Here is a 17,189-nt window from a genome sequence, read left to right as displayed (position 1 = left end):
GCGGACAGGGCAGCCGCTGCCGGCGCAGACGAGAGGGACCCGGTGCACGCGCACCGGGTCCCTCTCCGTCACGTCGCCGGGGGGCGGCGCGGGTCAGCGCTTGAGGTTCACCAGCTCCTGGAGGACCTCGTCGGACGTCGTGATGACGCGGCTGTTCGCCTGGAATCCGCGCTGGGCGATGATCAGGCTGGTGAACTCGCTCGACAGGTCGACGTTCGACATCTCCAGCGCACCGCCCGCGAGCGTGCCGCGGCCGCCCGTGCCCGCGGGGCCGACCTGCGGGTCCCCCGAGTTCACGGACGTGCGGAACAGCGAGCCGCCCGCCTTCTCCAGGCCCGACGGGTTGGTGAACGAGCCGATCGCGAGGCGGCCGATGGTCTGCTTGAGGCCGTTGCTGAACGCGCCCGTGATCGTGCCGTCGGCGCCGAGGGCGAACGACTGGAGCGTGCCCGCCGCCTGGCCGTTCTGCGTGCGCGCCTTCACCGAGTCGATGCCCGCGAAGCCCGTGAGGTCGGAGATGTCGACCGCCACACCACCGACCGTGAGGGTCGTCGGCGTGGTGAGCGAGCCGTCGGCAGCGAACGTCATGGGCGCGGCGACGACCGTCGCGGTGCCGTCCGTGGCGGCGACCGACCAGCCCGCCGCGGCCTTCGTGAACGTGAGCTGCAGCTCGCGCACGTTGCCCGTCGCGTCGTAGACGTCGATCGTGCGGTTGAGGATCGTGCCGTTCGCGGCCGCCGCGTCGAGGTTGCCCTCGTAGGACGCGGTCGACGTCGCGACGGCCGGCATGAGCGTGCCGGCCGGGACGCGCAGGTCGCTCAGCGGGCCGTTGGTGTCGACGACGCCGTTCACCGCGGCCCAGCCCTGCACGAGCGCACCCTCGCCCGGCAGCACCATCTGGCCGGTCGAGTCGAAGTCGAACGACCCGGCGCGCGTGTAGTACGACTCGGCACCCTTGCGGACCACGAAGAAGCCGTCGCCCTGGATCATCATGTCGGTGCTGCGGCCCGTCATCTGCGACGCGCCCTGCGTGAAGTTCGTCGTGATGCCCGCGACGCGCACGCCCAGGCCGACCTGCGCCGGGTTGGTGCCACCGACGCCGTCCTGCGCGCCGCCGCCGTTCTGCAGCATCTGGCTGAGCGTGTCCTGGAACTGCGTCTGCGACGACTTGAAGCCCGTCGTGTTGACGTTGGCGATGTTGTTGCCCGTGACGTCGAGCATGGTCTGGTGGCTGCGCAGACCGCTGATGCCGGAGAAGAGCGAGCGGAGCATGAGGGATTCCCTTCGGTCAGTGCTGCGCGGTCAGGCGCTGGCGCCGGTGGCGGTGGTCGTGCCGGCGGTCCCGGCGGAGGTGACGGAGGAGACCGCGTCGAGGGTGACGTCCGTGTCACCGATCTTCACGGTGGGCACCGAGCCCGCGTAGGACACCGCCGTCACGACGCCCTTCTGGGTCGCGCCGGCGGCGTCGGTCCAGGTGACCTGCTGCCCGACGAGCTGGGCGGCGGCCATGCGCATCTGGAGCGCGAACGACTCCCGCTGCGTGTCGGCCAGGGCGACGAGCGACTCCATCGTGGACAGCTGCGTCGTCTGGGTCATGAGCTGCGAGGAGTCCATCGGGGCCGACGGGTCCTGGTTGCGCAGCTGGGCGACGAGCAGGTCGAGGAACGCCTGCTTGTCGAGCTCCTTGGTGGGGACCTTCGTGCCGGAGGCGTCGGTCGTGCGGCTGGTCGCGCCGAGGAACGAGACGTCGATGCTCATGCTGCCTCCTGCGGGAGCGGGTGCGGGTGCCGGCGCCCGGGGGCGGCGACGCGGTCTGCGGCGGGACGGGCGGTCACAGGTCGACCTCCAGGCCCTGGCTCGTGCGCGCCGGGCCGGTGGCCGGTGCGGCCGGGGCCGCGTCGACGCCGGACGTGCGCGAGGGGGCGAACGGCGACGCCGGGGTGCGCTCGGCGTCGCGCGGGTCGCGGGACGGCCCGTCGCCACCGACGCCGACCTGCACGTCGAGTCCCCCGAGGTCGCGGCTCAGGTCGCGGCGCAGGTCGGCGAGCGACCCGCGCAGCGCCTCCCGGGACGCCTCCGTCCCGCCGACGAGCTCGACGCGCACCGACTCCGGGCCGATGTGCGCGACGACCCGGACGGGCCCGAGGTTCTCGGGGTCGACGGGGACCGTGAGGACGTGCCGCCCGTGCGCCAGGCCGCCGAGCGCCGTGAGCCGCGCACCGAGCTGCTCCGCGAACGGTGCCGGGGTGGCCGCGGGTACGGGGGCCGACGGGGTCGTCGGCGCGGCGGCGGTCGTGGTGGTCGCGGACGGGACCGGCACGGCCGGGAGCGGCGACGTCCCGGACGGGGCGGGCGTCGACGGTCCGGCCGCGGGGGCCGCCGGGTCCGCGGGTGCGGGCGCCGACGGTCCGGCGTCACCCGACGCCGTGGCCGTGACCGCGTTCCCCGGCACGGCGGTCGTCGTCGTGGTGCCGCTCGTCGTGGCGGCCGGCGCACCCGTCGCGGGGGCGCTCGTCCCAGGGGTCGTGGCCGTCGTCGACGCAGCCGCGGCCGTGGTCGTGGTGGCCGCGCCGGTCACCGCGGCGTCGGTGAGCGGCCCGGTGGCCGGTGCGGTCGACGCCGCATCGGTCGGCAGCGCGGCGGCGGTGGTGCTCGCCACGGTCGTCGAGACCGGGGCAGCGGCGGGGTCCACGACGGCGGCCGCACCCACGGCGGACGCGGCGGGCACCGGAGCGGCGGTCGGGAGGGTGTCTCCCGGCGCACCGGTGGTCGTGGTGACCGTCCCCGCGGCCGCCGCGAGCACGGCGGCGGTCGGGACGAGGACGACCGCCGGGGCGGTGGCGGCGGTCGCGTCGGCCGGAGCGCCCGCGCCCGCAGACCCCGCACCCGACGCGGTCGCGTCGGTGCCGGACGGGTCGGTGGCAGGGTCGCCCGACGCGGCCGAGGCGGCCCCCGTGGTGTCGTCCGCGGGACGGTCCGCAGCTCCCCCGGGCCGCTCGGTCGTGGCCGTGCGGTCGGCACGGTGGGCGCGGTCGGCACCGTCGGCGCGGTCCGTCGGGCGGGCGTCCCGGTCGGCCGACCGGGCGTCGCCCGGCGCGCGGTCCGCACCGGTGGTCGGGCGGTCCCCGCCGGGCTGCGCGGCGGCGACGGCGTCGAAGGTGCGCGCGAACGCGTCCCCCGCAGCCGGGGTGCCGCCCGCCGGGCGCGGCGCGCGCGTCGTCGACGCGGCGGGCACGGCCGGCGGGATGAGGGTCGCGCTCACGAGGCCACCCCCAGCGCCGGCACGGCGAGCGAGGACGACGAGGCGGCGCCGCCCGAGAGCGAGGTCAGCAGCTCGAGCGCCACGCGCTGGCTCGCCGCCGTGGCGGTCGCACCCGCCGGCGACGTCCCGGTCGCGGACCCTGCGGCGGCCGTGACCTCGGACTGCTGCGGCAGGATCCGACGGATCGCGGTGGGCGTCGTGTACACGTCCCGGACGACGACGTGCGCACCGGGCTTCGGCGCGTCGACCATCTTCCCCTCCCCCAGGTAGATGCCGATGTGGTTGCCGCCGCCGAACACGACGAGGTCGCCGGGCAGCGCCTGCGCGAGCGACGCGACGGGCTCGCCCATGCGCTGCTGGTCGCGCGCGACGCGCGGGACGTCGGTGACGCCCACGTCGGCGAGCGCGCGCAGCACCAGACCCGAGCAGTCGAGCCCGCCCTCGTCGAGCGACTCCCCGCCCCACACGTACGGGACGCCGACGTACTTCTGGGCCGCGGCGACGAACGACTGCGCGGTCGCTCCCCCGCCGGCCGTGGTCGCGGTGGCGCCGGACGTCCCGCTGAGCGACGCGAGCAGCGTCGTGAAGTCGTCGGCCGCGCCGGTCGTCCCGGTCACGGCGTCCCCGGCGACGGCCGCGGTCGAGGCGGACGACGGCGAGGCCACGGGGGCAGGCACGACGAGAGAACGCAGCTCGGCCATGCGCGCCTGCACGGAGGCGATCCCGTCGAGGCTCATGCGTCCTCCCGCGCGGCGCGGCGGCCGCCGACCTCGTCGAGCACGACCTGCTCGGCGTGCAGCTCCTCGGCCCGGACGGTCGCGTCGTGCCGCTCCTCGAGCCGCTCGACGGCACGCGCCTCGCGGCGGGCCGCGGTCCACGCGCCGGTGCGGTCCTCGGTACGGGACTGCGCGACCTGCACGTCGGCGTCGTGCTCGTGCAGCAGCGCGGCGAGCGTCGCGCGGCTCGCGACGGAGGCGCGGAACGCGAGGTCGTCGGCGACGTCGGGCATCGACGCGCCCGCCAGGCGCTCCCTCGTCTCGCGGGCGCGCTCGGCGGCGGCCCGCTCGGCGCGGCGCGCGGCGGCGAGCTCGCCCGCGGCGCGCTCCTCGGCGAGCGCGCGCACGCGCAGCAGCCCGGCGAGCGGGAACTGTCGGGTCACGGCACCTCCCCCAAGGTCTGGACGAGCGCGGCGAGGTGCGCCCACGCCTGCGCGGACGGCACGACGTCCTCGATGTCCTGCCGCAGGAACGCGTCGATCGCGCGCCCGTGCGTGACGGCGGCGTCGACGAGCGGGTTCGAGCCCGCGACGTACGCGCCGACGTCGAGCAGGTCCTGCGCCTGCCGGCGCGCGGCCATGACGGCGCGCAGCCGGCGGGCGGCGTCGCGCTGCTCGGGGGTCGTCACGCGGGATGCGACGCGGCTGATCGAGCCCAGCGCGTCGACGCTCGGGAAGTGACCGGCGACCGCGAGCCGGCGGTCGAGGACGACGTGCCCGTCGAGGATCGACCGGGCGGCGTCCGCGATCGGCTCGTTGTGGTCGTCGCCGTCGACGAGGACGGTGTACAGGCCGGTCACCGACCCGGTCGCGCCCGTCCCGGCCCGCTCGAGCAGCTGCGCGAGCAGCGCGAACGTCGAGGGCGGGTACCCGCGGGTCGCGGGCGGCTCGCCGACGGACAGGCCGATCTCGCGCTGCGCCATGGCGACGCGGGTGAGCGAGTCCATCATGAGGACCGCGTGCCGGCCCTCATCGCGCAGCGCCTCCGCGATCCGGGTCGCGAGGAACGCGGACCGCAGGCGCACGAGCGGCGGCTCGTCGGACGTGGCGATGACGACGACGCTGCGCGCGAGCCCCTCGGGCCCCAGGTCGTCCTCGAGGAACTCGCGGACCTCGCGCCCGCGCTCACCGACGAGCGCGATGACCGACACCTCCGCGTCGGTGCCGCGCGCGACCATCGACAGCAGGCTCGACTTGCCGACGCCGGACCCGGCGAACAGCCCGAGCCGCTGGCCTCGGCCGACCGTGACGAGCGTGTCGAGGACGCGGACGCCCAGGTCGAGCGGCTCGTCGACGCGCGCCCGCTCGAGCGGGTGGGGTGCACGCGAGTCGAGCGGGACCCACGCACGGGCGCGCAGCGGGCCCTTGCCGTCGATGGGCCGGCCCAGCCCGTCGAGGACCCGACCGAGCAGGCCGGGTCCGACGGGCACGCGCAGCGGCTCGCGCAGCGGCCGCGCGGGCATCCCGGCGCGCAGGCCGGACGTCGGACCGAGCGGCATGCAGCGCGCGGTGGCGCCGGCGGTCGCGACGACCTCGGCCAGCACGTCGTCGCCCACGCGCACGAGCTCGCCGACCGCGGCGCCGGTACCGACGACCTCGATCGTGAGCCCGACGACCGCGCGGACCGTGCCGACACGCTCAGGCGCGGTCGCGGCGAGGGCGCGCGCCCAGGCCGCGGGCGAGGGCGCCGGAGCAGCGGGCGCGAGGGTCGTCACGCGTCCCCCCGCAGCGCGGCACGGGCACGCGCGACCGCACCGTCGAGGCGCGCGTCGAGGAAGCCGTCGGGCAGGTCGGCGACGGCGTCGCCGGGCGCCAGGGTCGGGTCGGCGACGAGCGTGACGCCGTCCGGGACGGTCGGGGCCACACCCGTCGCGTCGGCGGCCGCGGGCAGCGCGGCGAGGTCGGCGGGGTGCAGGCGGACCGTGACGGGCTCGGTCCCGTCGACGTGCGCGAGGACGCGCGCGAGCGCCGCGCGGGCGCCGAGCCCGTGGTCGGCGAGCTCGACGCCGAGCACCGCGGTCGCGAGGTCGAGCGCAGCCTCGTGCAGCCGGGCCTCGACGTCGTGCACGACGGGCACGGTCCGCGCCGCGGCCGCCGCGGCGGCCGTCGCCAGCACGGCGAGCGCGCGGTCGAGCGCGTCCTGCGCGGCGGCCCGGCGGGCCTCCTGGGCGGCGCGGGCCCGGGCGGCCTCCTCCTGCGCGACACGGGCGGCCTCACGCGCGCCGGCCGCGTAGCCGGCGGCGAAGCCCTCGGCGCGGCCCGCGTCGTACGCACCCTTGTCGGGCGTCACGACGGTCGCGAGCGGCGACGGACGGAACGCGACGGCCTCGCCCGTCACCGGGGCGGGTGCGGCGAGCGCGGGAGCGGCGGACGCGGTCGCAGGTGCGGGTGCCTGTGCGGCCGGGAGGCCGGGGGTCGTGACGGCGCCGGTCGCGACGAACGCGGACGGGGCCGCAGCGGTGCGCACGCCCGCCGTCGCGAGGACGGGCGCGGGGTCGGCGCTCGCGGCGCCCGGGGCGGGGCGCTGCGCGGGGACGAATCCGAGGTCAGGCAACGAGCTCGTCCTCCGAGTCGCGCCGGATCACGATCTGACCCGACTCCTCCAGGCGGCGGATGACCTGCACGATCGCCGCGCGCGCGTCCTCGACGAGCGACAGCCGCACGGGGCCGAGCAGCTCGATCTCCTCGACGAGGTTCTCGCGCGCCCGCTCCGACAGGTTGCGCATCACGGTCTCGCGCACGCCGTCGCTGACGCCCTTGAGCGCGACGGACAGCTGCGCGGTCTCGACCTGCCGCAGCACGAGCTGCATGGCGCGGTCCTCGAGCAGCGTGATGTCCGCGAAGACGAACATCCGGCTGCGGACCTCCTCGGCGAGCTCCTCGTCGCGGCTGGCGAGCCCCTCGAGAATGACCTTCTCGGTGCTCGGGTCGGCGCGGTTGATGATCTCGACGAGGGGCTGGACGCCGCCGACGGCGGCGAGCTCGCTCGACGCGAGCACGCTCGACGCCTTGCGCTGCAGGTTCTCGGCGATCATCTGCACGACGTCCGGGGACGCACGCTCCATGAGCGCGATGCGGTGCGCGATGTCGGCCTGGAGCTCGGGGTCGAGGCCCGCGATGATCGCGCCCGCGTGGTCGGGCTTGAGGTGCGCGAGGACGAGCGCGATGGCCTGCGGGTGCTCGCTCGACAGGAGCGAGACGACCTGACGGGCGTCGGCGTGCTGCAGGAACTCGAACGGCTGGCCCTGCAGGCTGGTCTGCAGCCGCTCCATGACGCCCGCGGCCTGCTCGGCGCCGAGCGACGCGACGAGCAGGTGCTGCGCGAGGCCCATGCCGCCGCCGACGCCGGGGCCGACGACGGAGACCGCGTGGAACTCCTCGAGGACCTCGTCGGCGAGCCGCTGGTCGACGCGCTCGAGCCGCAGGATCTCGGCCGTGAGCTCCTCGATCTCGTGCACCTCGAGCTGTGCCATGACGCGCGCGGCGCGGTCGCGACCGAGCTGCAGCAGCAGCATCGCGGCCTTCTGCGTCCCGGTGAGGGCGGCCATCAGCGACGTCCCGCCGGGGTGGCCGTGCCGAGCCAGCCGCGCAGGAGGTCCGCGACCTCCTGCGGCTGGTCGTCGGCCAGGGCGGTGATCTCGGCGCGCTTGCGGGCGACCGGGTCGGGCTCGCCGGGCAGCGGGCCCGGCGGGAGCTCGGGCAGCGCGTCCTCGGGCAGGCCCTCCAGGGCGCGCTGCTCGTCGGTGAGGACGGGCTGCAGCTCACCGAGGTCGATGGCCGTGCGACGGGCCTTGCGGGAGCGCCGGGTCATGGCGATCGCGATGGCGAGCAGCAGGGCGAGCACGACGCCGCCGATCGCGGCCTGACGGATGAGCGAGGTCTGCTGCGCGGCCTTCTCGGCCTCCTCGGCGGCGGCGAGCGCCGCACCGGCCTCCTCGGCCTGCGTGGTGTCGAACGGCACGGCCTGCACGGCGATGGTGTCGCCGCGCTCCGGGTCGATGCCGGCGGCGGCGGCGATCGTCTCGCGCAGCTGGGCGAGGTCGATCGGGGCGGCGGCCTTCTCGTCGAGGACGACCGCGACGGACTGGCGCTGGATCGCGCCGGGGCCCTGCGTGGTCCGCTCGGTGCTCTTGTTGACGGCGTTCGTGACGTCCTCGGTGGTCGACTCGTACGAGCCCTCGCCCGTCGTCCCGTCTCCGTTCGGCACCTGGATGTTGTCGGGGCCGAGGACACCCGCGGCGCCGGAGGCCGCGCCGCCGGTGTACGTCTCGGTCGTGGTGGACGACGCGAGCGGCGGCGTGTCGGGGGTCGCGGTGAACTCCTCGACGGTGCGGTCCGTCTGGCTCTGGTCGATCTCGGCGGTCACCGTGACGGCGGACCGGCCGGGGCCGACGAGCGGGTCGAGCAGCGCCTGCACGGACGCGGCGACGCGCGCCTCGTAGTCGCTGGCCTGCTGCCCGGCGACGCCGCCGGTCGTGCCGGTGCCGACGGCGGACAGCACCTCGCCGGTCGCGTCGACGACGGCGACGTCGGTGGGCGTCATGCCGTCGATGCCCGCGGAGACGAGGTGCACGATCGCCTGGACCTGGTCGAGGGACAGCGACGTGCCGGGCCGGGTGCGGATGAACACCGAGGCCGTCGGGTCGGCCTTCTCGGAGACGAAGACGCTCTCCTCGGGCAGCGCGAGCTTGACGCTCGCGGACTCGACGCCGTCGATCGCGCCGACGGTCCGGGCGAGCTCGCCCTCCAGCGCGCGCTGGTACGTCGTCTGCTGCTGGAACTCGCTCGAGGTCATGGGCATCTCGTCGAGCAGCGAGTAGCCGCCGCCATCCGCGTTGGTCGGCAGACCGGCCGCCGCGAGGCGGATCCGCTGGTCGTAGAGCTGCGCGTCCGGGACGAGGACCGTCGAGCCGCCGTCGGCGAGCTGGTACTGCACGCCCGCGGCGGTGAGCTCGTCGACGACCGCGCTCGCGTCGGCACCGGACAGGCCCGAGAACAGCGGGCTCATCGTCGGCCGGGACAGGTAGGTGGACAGCGCGAACGCGCCGAGGAGGAGCACCGCGACCCCGATGAGGCCGAGCGTGCGCTGCGCGATCGAGAACTGGCGGACGGCGCCGGTGAGCCGGTCGACCGCGGCCTGGACCTGGGCGGGCATCAGGCCTGCATCCGCATGATCTCGGTGAACGCGTCCACGGCCTTGTTGCGGACGGCCGCGGTCAGCTCGAGCGCGGTCGACGCCTGCGCGGAGGCGATCGTGTAGTCGTGCACGTCGTCGAGGTCACCGGTCACGGCGCGGACCGCGAGCTCGTTCGACGTCGACTGCATCTGCTGCAGGTTCTCGACGGCGCCGAGCACGGACGCGAACTGGGCGCCCGCGGCGGGGTCCGCGGCCTGCGTCGGGAGGGCGGCGCCGAGGGCGCCGGTGGGCAGGACCCCGGTCACGGGGGTCACGGCGAACGTCATCACGACCGTCCGATCTGCAGCGCGGCGTTGTAGGTCTCACGGGCCCGGTCGACGACGGCGGCGTTGGCCTGGTAGCCGCGCTGCGCCATCATCAGCTGGGTCATCTGGCTGGACATGTCGATGTCGGGGTAGCGCACGTAGCCGTCCTCGTCAGCCAGCGGGTGCCCGGGCTCGTAGACGAGCCGGCCCTCGGCGCTGCCCTCGACGATCCCGGCGACCTGCACGCCCTGGTTCTCCCCCGCGCTCTCCGCGGCGACGACGTACTTCGCGCGGAACGCCTCCTCGGAGGTCGGGCGCACGGTGCTGAGGTTGGACAGGTTGTCGCTCACGGCGTCGAGCCACTTGCGGTGGACGGTGAGGCCGGTGGAGGCGATCCCGATCGCTCCGAAGATCGTCATCAGCTGGTCCTCATGGCGGTGCGGACGGACGCGAACTGGCCCGAGACCGCCTGGGTCGCGAGCTGGTAGCGCAGGTTCGTGTCGATGTTGAGCAGCGTCTCGGCGTCGAGGTTGACGTTGTTGCCGTTCTCGCGCGTCGGCTCCAGCGACCGGGAGGTGCTCGCCTGCACGGCGCCGTCGCCGTGCGCGACGGCACGCGTCAGCTCGTCCTCGAACCGGACGCGGCGGGCGTGGAAGCCGGGGGTCTGGATGTTCGCGACGTTGTCCGCGATGGAGCGCTGGCGCAGCGCGAGGCCGTCGAGCGCGCTGTTGAGCGCGACGAAGCTCACGGAGTCGAACATGCCCATGGGCGGGTACACCTCTCCCTTGCGGGACGGGGCGGCCGATCCGTGGCCTGTTGCGCGAGCGATCCGTGCTCAGCCCTCCCATCGACCACGGCAGCGGGGCGATGAGAGGTTTCGGGGACGACGTGTGCGCCGTTACGCCTCTTGGTCGACGTAGACGGGCAGGTCGGACACGGGAGGGCGCATCGCGTCCGTCGCGGCGAGGTGCCGCCGGTTGGTCACGAGCGCCTCGGCCGTGCGGCGCGCGACCGCGAGCTGCCGGTCGAGCAGCGCCTGGCCGCGCACCTGCAGCGACAGGGGCAGCGGTCCGAGGTCACGCGGCGGCGCCCAGACGGCGGCTCGGGCCACCTCGGCGACGGGGGCGAGGTGCGCGGTGCGCAGCAGCTCCTCGGCGGCCGCGACGTCGACCTCGAGCGCGTCGAGCGCGTGCACCCAGGCGTCGTGGAACGCGGCCGGACCGGCCGGGGCACCGGCTGCGACGCCGGCCACGGCGGGCATGTCAGCCGACGCCGAGCAGGCCGACCGCCGTCGCGCTCTCCAGCGCGGGGGCGTCCGCCGGGGTGACGGGGGTCGGGACCTGCGCGAGGGAGCGGGCCGCCTCGTGCCAGGCCTCGGCGAGCGGCTCGACGAGCGACCGGCAGGCCCGCGTCAGCTCCACGTCGCCGCGCGAGCCGGCGCTGATGAGCTCGCCGAGCAGGTACCGGTAGATCGCCATGAGCTGCGGGCCGCCGGACCACGCCTGCTCGTCGAGGCTCACGATGAGCTCGGCGATGATCTCCTGCGCGTGCTGCAGGTGGCCGCGGCCCGTGACGACCTCGCCGGCCTCGAACGCCTCGACCGCGCGGTCGACGTCGAGGAGCATCCGGTCGTAGAGCATCGTGAGCAGACGCGCGGGGCCGACGGTGGCGACCGCGTCGGCGACGTACCGCGAGCGGATGTCAGACATGGGATGCGACCTTCCGGTGGGCGTCAGCTCGACGCGGACAGGGACGAGAGCTGGCCCGCGAGCCAGCTCGACTGCGAGTTGAGGTTGGAGAGCGTGACCTCGAGGGCCGAGTAGGTGCGCTGCAGGCTCTCCTTGCGGATCGCGAGGCGGCGGTCCCAGTCGTCGATCTGGACGCCGAGGTCCTTCACGAGCTTCTGCTGACCCGTGATCTTGAGCGTGAGCGTGCCCTCGACCGGGTCGGAGGCGCCGGTCGCGACGTCGGCGACGCGCTGCGCGAGCCCGGAGACGACCTTCTGCACCTGTCCCGGGTCGGCTGCGAGCGCGGCGGTGAACTTCGCCTGGTCGAACGTGAAGCTGCCGTCCTTGCCGATGACGATGCCGACCGTGGACGGCGAGACCCCGTCGACCCCGTAGGAGGCCGCCGACTGGAGCTGGAACTTGAGGTCACGCACGGCCGAGTCGCCGGACAGCAGCCCGCCGGTCACGACGGTCCCGCCGTCGGCGGCGGTCGAGGTGGTGGAGGCGGTCCGCGACGCGATGTCCGAGAGCACGACGTTGAGCGCGCCGACCAGGCCGGACGCGAGCGACGTGAGCGCCGCGGTGTCGGTCTCCACGGTGAGCCGGACGGCCTCGGTCTCGACCTTCGACACCGTGATCGACGTGCCGTCGAGGACGTCCGAGAACGTGTTGCTCGACGACGTCGCCGTCTGCTGGGCGGCGGTGCCCTTCCAGAGGGTGATGTGCGCGTCGCTCGCGTCGCGGATCGTCGCGGGGACGACCGCGGTCGCGGTCCCGGCCTCGACCTGCGCCTTGGTCCCCCGGAAGACCTCGAACGCGTGCGCCTCGCCGGAGGTCTTGCCGGTGAGCTGCAGGTAGGTCGTGCCGTTCGCGGTGACGACGGTGGCGTCGACGCCCGCGCCCGACGCGGACACGGCGCGGGCGGTCGCTGCGGCGTCGGTGCCGATCGCGACCTCGGTGACCTTGCCGTCGACGCGGAACGCCAGCGTGCCCGCGGCGGTGAGGTCGGAGTAGGTGGCGAGCGAGACCTGGCTCGCGGCGAGCGTGTCGACGGTGAACGAGAGCTGCGTCGGGGTGCTCGTGGCGGACGTCGTCGCGCTGACCGACGTGGCCGAGGACGTGGCCTTCGTCGCGGTCCAGGACGCGGGCGTGGTCGCCTTCGTCGCGGCCTCGGCGAGCGAGGCCACCTTGGTGTTGAGCGACTGCAGGGCCGTGGCGAGGTTGGTCGTCGCGGTCTGCTTGCTCTTGAGCAGAGTCTGCGGGGCCGACTCGACCTGCATGAGCTGCGCGATGAGGTCGGTGGTCTTGAGCCCCGAGATGAGGCCGTCGATGCCCAACGCAGCCATGCGCGCCGTCTCCGTTCGTGGAAGGTCGTCCGAGGGTGAGGCGCCGGTGGCGGGCGGCTGGTGGGCCGCCCGCCACCGGCGCGCTCTAGGTGGTGGCCGCCCCCGGTCGGGGGGACGTCACCGGGAGGATCACCGCAGGAGGGACAGGACGCCCTGGGGGATCTGGTTGGCCTGCGCGAGCATCGCCGTGCCGGCCTGCGACAGGATCTGCGCGCGGGTGAACGACACCATCTCGGAGGCCATGTCCGTGTCGCGGATGCGGGACTCCGAGGCCGAGAGGTTCTCGACCGAGACGTTGATGTTCTTGATGGTGTGCTCGAGGCGGTTCTGCATGGCACCGAGACCCGCACGAGCCGTCGAGACGGCCTCGATCTGCGCGTCGATCCGGCCGATGGACGTCTGCGCGGCGTCGGCCGTGCTGAAGTCCAGACCGGTGGTGCCCGGCACCAGCGCCACGGAGGCGGCGGCACCCGTACCGGCGGAGGCGTGCGTGCCGGCCGTGTTGCCGCCGAAGACCGCCGCGCCGTCCTTGGCGGTGACGACGAGCTGGTTGTCGGAGTTGACCGAGGCCGCGAGGTTCTTCGAGAAGTTCGTGTCCTTGTTCAGCGCGGCGGCCAGGTCGTCGACCGTCTTGATGGAGCCGGCGGCGCCGACGGAGGCCGTCGTGATGGTGGTGTCGACGTTGTTGCCGCCGACCGTCTCACGCGTGGTGAAGGTGAACGCACCCGTGACGTTCGTCGGGGTGAGGACGTCCATCGTCGAGCCGGTCGTCGCCGCGCCGAGCTGGTCGGCGATCGACGTGACGTTGGCGCCCGACAGGTCGACCGAGATGCGGCTGTTGCCGTCGCCGTCGGCACCCACCTGGAAGTGGAGCGTGCCGGCGGAGCCGTCGAGCAGCTTGGTCCCGTTGAAGTTGGTCGAGTTGCCGATGCGGCCGAGCTCCTTGACCAGGCTGTCGGCCTCGGTCTTGATGTTGGCGCGCGCCTTGTCGTTGTTCGAGTCGTTGGCGCCCTGGACGCTCAGGTCACGCAGACGCTGCAGGATCGCGTGCGTCTCGGTGAGGGCACCCTCAGCGGTCTGCACGACCGAGATGCCGTCCTGGGCGTTGCGGGCGGCGACCTTGAGGCCACCGACCTGCGAACGCAGACCCTCGGAGATGGCCAGACCGGCCGCGTCGTCCGCCGCACGGTTGATGCGGAAGCCCGACGACAGCTTCTCGAGCGACTTGCTCAGGTCGTTCTGGGTGTTCGAGAGGTTGCGGTACGAGTTGACCGCGGCGATGTTCTGGTTGATCGAGAGACCCATCGTTCTCTTCCTCCTTGAGTCGGGTCGAGGTGGCCCATCCGTGGGCGCACCCTTCACATCGGCAGCCGCCGACGGGTCTGAGAGGTTCCGTCGAAGATTTCTGCGACGGGTGGCGCGTCAGGCGCCGCGGGTCCGCGCGTAGGCGGGTGCGGCGTCGGCGGCGCCGGTCACGCCGCGCTGGCGCGGGACGGTGCCGAGCCGGTCGGCGGTGGGCACGGAGGTGACCAGGGCGGCCCGTGCGGCGACGGCGGCGAAGTACGACTGCCGGCGGCGCTCGGCGACGCCCTCGGCCCGCTCGGGCGTGGGCACGAGGTCGGGGTCGAGGCCGGCGTTCATGCCGTCGCGCAGCAGGCCGAGGGCCTCGGTGCGCAGCTGGCTGATGCGGGACTGCGTGACGCCCAGCTCGGCGGCGAGCTCCGCGACGGAGCGGTCGAGCAGGAACAGGCCGACGACGACGGTGCGCAGCCGGTCGGGCAGCGTCTCGACGGCGGCGCGCAGCCAGCGGTGCCGCTCGTCGTTCAGCAGGCTCTCCTCGGGCGTGGGCTCGGCGTCGACGACGAGGTCGGCGACCGTTCCCTCGGTGGCGTCCATGGACAGGACGCGGCGCTCGGCGTCGCGGGCGGCGTCGTCGACGGCGCGGACGTCGACGCCCATCGCCTCGGCGAGCTCGTCGCGCGTGGGCTTGCGGCGCAGGACGGCGGTGAGCCGCTCGGTCGTGGCGGCCAGCTCCCGGACGCGCTGCCGGGCGCCGCGGGACGCCCAGTCCATGGACCGCAGCTCGTCGACGAGCGCGCCGCGGATGCGCAGCGACGCGTAGCGCGCGAACGGCACCCCGGTGGTGGGGTCGTACGCCTGCGCCGCGAGGACGAGCGCGAGGCTGCCGGCGGACGCGAGCTCGTCGCGGGACACGGTGGGCGGGACGCGGTGGAGCATCTCGCTCACGGCGTACCCCACGAGGGGCAGGTGCGTGAGGACGAGCTCGTCGGTCGTCGCGGTGGTGCTGGTCACGTCCACTCGTTCGGCGGACGCGTCCGCGACCTTGAGTCACACGTCCACGACCGTCCATGACTGGACGGACGACCAGGTCCGGTTCGCACCGTTGGTTCACAGGAACTCCTGGGCAAACGTTTCATTCATACGTTTGAGCAGGTCGCGGTGTGATGTGCGTCACATTTCTACAGCCTGGTAGGAGTTTCCGGACGCTTCCCGACGCACCGGACGCATGCGTGTGACAAGCGCTTCGACGACTCGTCCCATGACAAGCCGTCATGACACCGCTCCCACACCTGCGTGGGAATCTGCCGCGAACTCGTCAGAATCACCCGACCCGTGCCGATGAAGGGGATCAGACGCCCGGACGGCGCCACCGCCGGGAGATGTGGAGGACCACCGATGCCCCTCAACGGGCTCTCCGACGCGCTGTGGCAGCAGCGCAACCTGCTCGAGCTCCTGCTCTTCAAGCTCGAGGAGGAGCAGCTCATCCTCACCAGCGGCCGCTCCCGCTGGCTCGCGCACGCCACGCGCGAGGTCGAGACCGTGCTCGACGAGATCCGCACCGCCGAGCTGTCCCGCGCGCTCGCCGCCGAGCTCGCCGCCGTGACGCTGGGCCTGCCCGCCGATGCGAGCCTCGCCGAGGTCGCCGCCGCCGCCCCCGCCCCCTGGGACGACCTGCTGCGCGCGCACCGCGACGCCTTCGCGACGCTCGCCGCCGAGATCGCGCACCTGTCCGACGGCAACCGCGAGCTGCTCACGCTGTCGCACCGCGCGACGCAGGAGACGCTCGCGACGCTCCAGGACGTGCACACCTACACCGGCACGGGCGCCACGGCGGCGAGCACGCCGACCGCGCAGCTCGTCGACCGGACCTTCTGAGGAGCCCCCGCCGCATGAGCACCTTCTCCGGACTCGGCACCGCGCTGAGCTCGCTGATCGCCCAGCGCCAGGCCCTGGACGTGGCCGGCCAGAACGTCGCGAACGCCAACACCGTCGGGTACACGCGCCAGCGCGCCTCGATGTCCGCACTGCCCGCCGCGCAGGTCCCGTCCATGTTCTCCGTGAACCACGGCGCCGGGGAGGGCGTCCGGGTCACCGGGATCGAGCGCCTCGGCGACGTCTTCCTCGACATGCGCCTGCGCACCCAGACGGGCGGCGCGTCCTACCTCGCCGCGCGCGCCGACGCGTACGCGACGCTCGAGAAGAGCCTCGGGGAGCCCGGCGAGACCGGGCTCGCGAGCCAGCTCGCGACCATGTGGGGCGCGTGGGCCGACCTGTCCAACACCCCCGACAAGGACTCCGCACGGGCCGTCGTGATGCAGGAGTCGACGGCGGTCGCCGACCGGATCGCGACGCTCTACACCGCGGCCCGGACGCAGTGGACGCAGGCGCTGTCCACCACGACCGCGCTCGTCGACAAGGTCAACACGACCGCGGCCGGCGTCGCCGACCTCAACGCCCGGATCCTCGAGATCACGAACTCGGGCGGCACCGCCAACGAGCTCGCGGACCAGCGCGACCTGCTGGTCATGGACCTCGCGTCGCTCGTCGGCGCGTCCGCCGTCACGCGCGAGAACGGGCAGGTCGACGTCCTCGTCGGCGGCAACGCGCTCGTGTCCGGCAAGCGCGCGCACGCCCTGGAGGTCCAGGGGGCACGGTCCTTCGCGCAGGCCACGGGCGACACCGCGACCCCCGGCCAGCCCGTCACCGTCGTGTGGGCCGAGCGCCCCACGCAGAGCGCGGGACTCGACGGCGGCCGCGTCGCCGGCCTGCTGTCCGTGCTCGCCCCCGCCGGGCCCGGCGGCACCGGCGGCCCGCTCGTCGAGGCCGCCGCCCGCTACGACGCGCTCGCGCAGACCATCGCCACGAAGGTCAACGCCTTCCACAGCACCGCGGTCACCACGACCGGCGCGGCCGGCGGCGACTTCTGGGCGGTCGACGGGCCCGAGCCGCCCGCGCTCGCGCTCCGGATCGCCGTCGCCGACCGGTCGGCCATCGCGGTCGCCGCCGCCGGTGCGGGCGCGCTCGACGGCTCCGTCGGCGACCAGATCGCCGCGCTCAAGACCGACGAGACCGGCCCCGACGCGCACTGGTCGGCCACCGTCGTCGACCTCGGCGTGCGCGCCGCGAGCGCGTCCGCCCGGTCCAAGGTCGCCGAGTCGGCGCGCGTCACGGCCCAGCAGCAGCAGCTCGCGGCCACGAGCGTGGACACCGACGAGGAGACCGTCAACATGCTGGCCTTCCAGCGTGCGTACGAGGGCGCCGCGCGCGTCCTGACCGCCGTCGACGAGATGCTCGACACCCTCATCAACAGGACCGGCCTGGTCGGAAGGTGACGC

Annotated in this window: 19 protein-coding genes; 2 read left to right on the top strand and 17 right to left on the bottom strand. The window is 74.5% G+C overall.

The genetic code is table 11. From position 1 onward, the window contains the following. Positions 1 to 93 precede the first annotated feature (93 nt). The 17 genes from CELF_RS03390 to CELF_RS21355 form a co-directional block, all read right to left on the bottom strand. Positions 94 to 1,272 carry a flagellar hook protein FlgE gene (locus CELF_RS03390; protein ID WP_013769848.1) on the bottom strand — a complete coding sequence of 393 codons (1,179 nt, stop codon included), beginning with the start codon at positions 1,270 to 1,272 and terminating at the stop codon, positions 94 to 96. 30 nt (positions 1,273 to 1,302) lie between these two features. Then, positions 1,303 to 1,758, bottom strand: coding sequence for a flagellar hook assembly protein FlgD (locus CELF_RS03385; protein WP_013769847.1), 456 nt, complete (start codon positions 1,756 to 1,758; stop codon positions 1,303 to 1,305). 73 nt (positions 1,759 to 1,831) lie between these two features. Beyond that, on the bottom strand, positions 1,832 to 3,262 hold the full coding sequence (locus tag CELF_RS03380; protein ID WP_013769846.1) for a flagellar hook-length control protein FliK: 1,431 nt from the start codon (positions 3,260 to 3,262) through the stop codon (positions 1,832 to 1,834). Beyond that, positions 3,259 to 3,999, bottom strand: coding sequence for a C40 family peptidase (locus tag CELF_RS03375; protein WP_013769845.1), 741 nt, complete (start codon positions 3,997 to 3,999; stop codon positions 3,259 to 3,261). Before CELF_RS03375 ends, CELF_RS03380 begins: the two co-directional genes overlap by 4 nt. Continuing rightward, positions 3,996 to 4,421: a flagellar FliJ family protein gene (locus CELF_RS03370; RefSeq protein WP_013769844.1), complete on the bottom strand. Its 426-nt coding sequence runs from the start codon at positions 4,419 to 4,421 to the stop codon at positions 3,996 to 3,998. The genes CELF_RS03375 and CELF_RS03370 overlap by 4 nt, the downstream gene beginning before the upstream one ends. After that, the gene (locus tag CELF_RS03365; protein WP_013769843.1) at positions 4,418 to 5,752 is read right to left on the bottom strand and encodes a FliI/YscN family ATPase; all 1,335 of its coding nucleotides are present in this window, start codon (positions 5,750 to 5,752) and stop codon (positions 4,418 to 4,420) included. The genes CELF_RS03370 and CELF_RS03365 overlap by 4 nt, the downstream gene beginning before the upstream one ends. Further along, on the bottom strand, positions 5,749 to 6,591 hold the full coding sequence (locus CELF_RS03360; protein ID WP_013769842.1) for a FliH/SctL family protein: 843 nt from the start codon (positions 6,589 to 6,591) through the stop codon (positions 5,749 to 5,751). The genes CELF_RS03365 and CELF_RS03360 overlap by 4 nt, the downstream gene beginning before the upstream one ends. Further along, positions 6,584 to 7,585 carry a flagellar motor switch protein FliG gene (fliG, locus tag CELF_RS03355; protein WP_013769841.1) on the bottom strand — a complete coding sequence of 334 codons (1,002 nt, stop codon included), beginning with the start codon at positions 7,583 to 7,585 and terminating at the stop codon, positions 6,584 to 6,586. Before fliG ends, CELF_RS03360 begins: the two co-directional genes overlap by 8 nt. Continuing rightward, positions 7,585 to 9,192 carry a flagellar basal-body MS-ring/collar protein FliF gene (gene fliF, locus CELF_RS03350; protein WP_013769840.1) on the bottom strand — a complete coding sequence of 536 codons (1,608 nt, stop codon included), beginning with the start codon at positions 9,190 to 9,192 and terminating at the stop codon, positions 7,585 to 7,587. Before fliF ends, fliG begins: the two co-directional genes overlap by 1 nt. Beyond that, the gene (fliE, locus tag CELF_RS03345; RefSeq protein WP_013769839.1) at positions 9,192 to 9,500 is read right to left on the bottom strand and encodes a flagellar hook-basal body complex protein FliE; all 309 of its coding nucleotides are present in this window, start codon (positions 9,498 to 9,500) and stop codon (positions 9,192 to 9,194) included. Before fliE ends, fliF begins: the two co-directional genes overlap by 1 nt. Beyond that, positions 9,500 to 9,898 (bottom strand): flagellar basal body rod protein FlgC, encoded by a 399-nt coding sequence (gene flgC / locus CELF_RS03340; RefSeq protein WP_013769838.1) that lies wholly within the window; start codon positions 9,896 to 9,898, stop codon positions 9,500 to 9,502. The genes fliE and flgC overlap by 1 nt, the downstream gene beginning before the upstream one ends. Beyond that, positions 9,898 to 10,239, bottom strand: coding sequence for a flagellar basal body rod protein FlgB (locus CELF_RS03335; protein ID WP_041553754.1), 342 nt, complete (start codon positions 10,237 to 10,239; stop codon positions 9,898 to 9,900). Before CELF_RS03335 ends, flgC begins: the two co-directional genes overlap by 1 nt. Before the next feature lie 138 nt (positions 10,240 to 10,377). Continuing rightward, the gene (locus tag CELF_RS03330; RefSeq protein WP_013769836.1) at positions 10,378 to 10,740 is read right to left on the bottom strand and encodes a hypothetical protein; all 363 of its coding nucleotides are present in this window, start codon (positions 10,738 to 10,740) and stop codon (positions 10,378 to 10,380) included. A gap of 1 nt (position 10,741) precedes the next feature. After that, positions 10,742 to 11,188 carry a flagellar export chaperone FliS gene (locus CELF_RS03325; protein ID WP_013769835.1) on the bottom strand — a complete coding sequence of 149 codons (447 nt, stop codon included), beginning with the start codon at positions 11,186 to 11,188 and terminating at the stop codon, positions 10,742 to 10,744. 23 nt (positions 11,189 to 11,211) lie between these two features. Continuing rightward, positions 11,212 to 12,552 (bottom strand): flagellar filament capping protein FliD, encoded by a 1,341-nt coding sequence (gene fliD, locus CELF_RS03320; RefSeq protein ID WP_013769834.1) that lies wholly within the window; start codon positions 12,550 to 12,552, stop codon positions 11,212 to 11,214. Positions 12,553 to 12,681: 129 nt separating this feature from the next. Continuing rightward, positions 12,682 to 13,857, bottom strand: a complete 1,176-nt coding sequence (locus CELF_RS03315) for a flagellin N-terminal helical domain-containing protein (RefSeq protein WP_013769833.1) — start codon at positions 13,855 to 13,857, stop codon at positions 12,682 to 12,684. Between the two features lie 117 nt (positions 13,858 to 13,974). After that, the gene (locus tag CELF_RS21355; protein WP_013769832.1) at positions 13,975 to 14,865 is read right to left on the bottom strand and encodes a sigma-70 family RNA polymerase sigma factor; all 891 of its coding nucleotides are present in this window, start codon (positions 14,863 to 14,865) and stop codon (positions 13,975 to 13,977) included. A gap of 384 nt (positions 14,866 to 15,249) precedes the next feature. On the opposite strand from CELF_RS21355, the gene flgN reads away from it, so the two are divergent. After that, on the top strand, positions 15,250 to 15,729 hold the full coding sequence (gene flgN, locus CELF_RS03305; protein WP_013769831.1) for a flagellar export chaperone FlgN: 480 nt from the start codon (positions 15,250 to 15,252) through the stop codon (positions 15,727 to 15,729). Between the two features lie 14 nt (positions 15,730 to 15,743). Next, positions 15,744 to 17,186 (top strand): flagellar hook-associated protein FlgK, encoded by a 1,443-nt coding sequence (gene flgK, locus CELF_RS03300; RefSeq protein ID WP_013769830.1) that lies wholly within the window; start codon positions 15,744 to 15,746, stop codon positions 17,184 to 17,186. The last annotated feature ends 3 nt before the right edge of the window (positions 17,187 to 17,189 follow it).

It is taken from the genome of Cellulomonas fimi ATCC 484 (assembly GCF_000212695.1).
Lineage (GTDB): Bacteria > Actinomycetota > Actinomycetes > Actinomycetales > Cellulomonadaceae > Cellulomonas > Cellulomonas fimi.
This window is presented reverse-complemented; position numbering and strand designations above follow the sequence as displayed.

What these genes read in the sequence shown, in the direction of transcription:
- CELF_RS03390 (WP_013769848.1), bottom strand. Translation starts at nt 1,272, where the DNA reads ATGCTCCGCTCGCTCTTCTCCGGCATCAGCGGTCTGCGCAGCCACCAG.
- CELF_RS03385 (WP_013769847.1), bottom strand. Translation starts at nt 1,758, where the DNA reads ATGAGCATCGACGTCTCGTTCCTCGGCGCGACCAGCCGCACGACCGAC.
- CELF_RS03375 (WP_013769845.1), bottom strand. Translation starts at nt 3,999, where the DNA reads ATGAGCCTCGACGGGATCGCCTCCGTGCAGGCGCGCATGGCCGAGCTG.
- fliG (WP_013769841.1), bottom strand. Translation starts at nt 7,585, where the DNA reads ATGGCCGCCCTCACCGGGACGCAGAAGGCCGCGATGCTGCTGCTGCAG.
- fliF (WP_013769840.1), bottom strand. Translation starts at nt 9,192, where the DNA reads ATGCCCGCCCAGGTCCAGGCCGCGGTCGACCGGCTCACCGGCGCCGTC.
- fliE (WP_013769839.1), bottom strand. Translation starts at nt 9,500, where the DNA reads ATGACGTTCGCCGTGACCCCCGTGACCGGGGTCCTGCCCACCGGCGCC.
- flgC (WP_013769838.1), bottom strand. Translation starts at nt 9,898, where the DNA reads ATGACGATCTTCGGAGCGATCGGGATCGCCTCCACCGGCCTCACCGTC.
- CELF_RS03335 (WP_041553754.1), bottom strand. Translation starts at nt 10,239, where the DNA reads ATGTTCGACTCCGTGAGCTTCGTCGCGCTCAACAGCGCGCTCGACGGC.
- CELF_RS03330 (WP_013769836.1), bottom strand. Translation starts at nt 10,740, where the DNA reads ATGCCCGCCGTGGCCGGCGTCGCAGCCGGTGCCCCGGCCGGTCCGGCC.
- CELF_RS03325 (WP_013769835.1), bottom strand. Translation starts at nt 11,188, where the DNA reads ATGTCTGACATCCGCTCGCGGTACGTCGCCGACGCGGTCGCCACCGTC.
- fliD (WP_013769834.1), bottom strand. Translation starts at nt 12,552, where the DNA reads ATGGCTGCGTTGGGCATCGACGGCCTCATCTCGGGGCTCAAGACCACC.
- CELF_RS03315 (WP_013769833.1), bottom strand. Translation starts at nt 13,857, where the DNA reads ATGGGTCTCTCGATCAACCAGAACATCGCCGCGGTCAACTCGTACCGC.
- flgN (WP_013769831.1), top strand. Translation starts at nt 15,250, where the DNA reads ATGCCCCTCAACGGGCTCTCCGACGCGCTGTGGCAGCAGCGCAACCTG.
- flgK (WP_013769830.1), top strand. Translation starts at nt 15,744, where the DNA reads ATGAGCACCTTCTCCGGACTCGGCACCGCGCTGAGCTCGCTGATCGCC.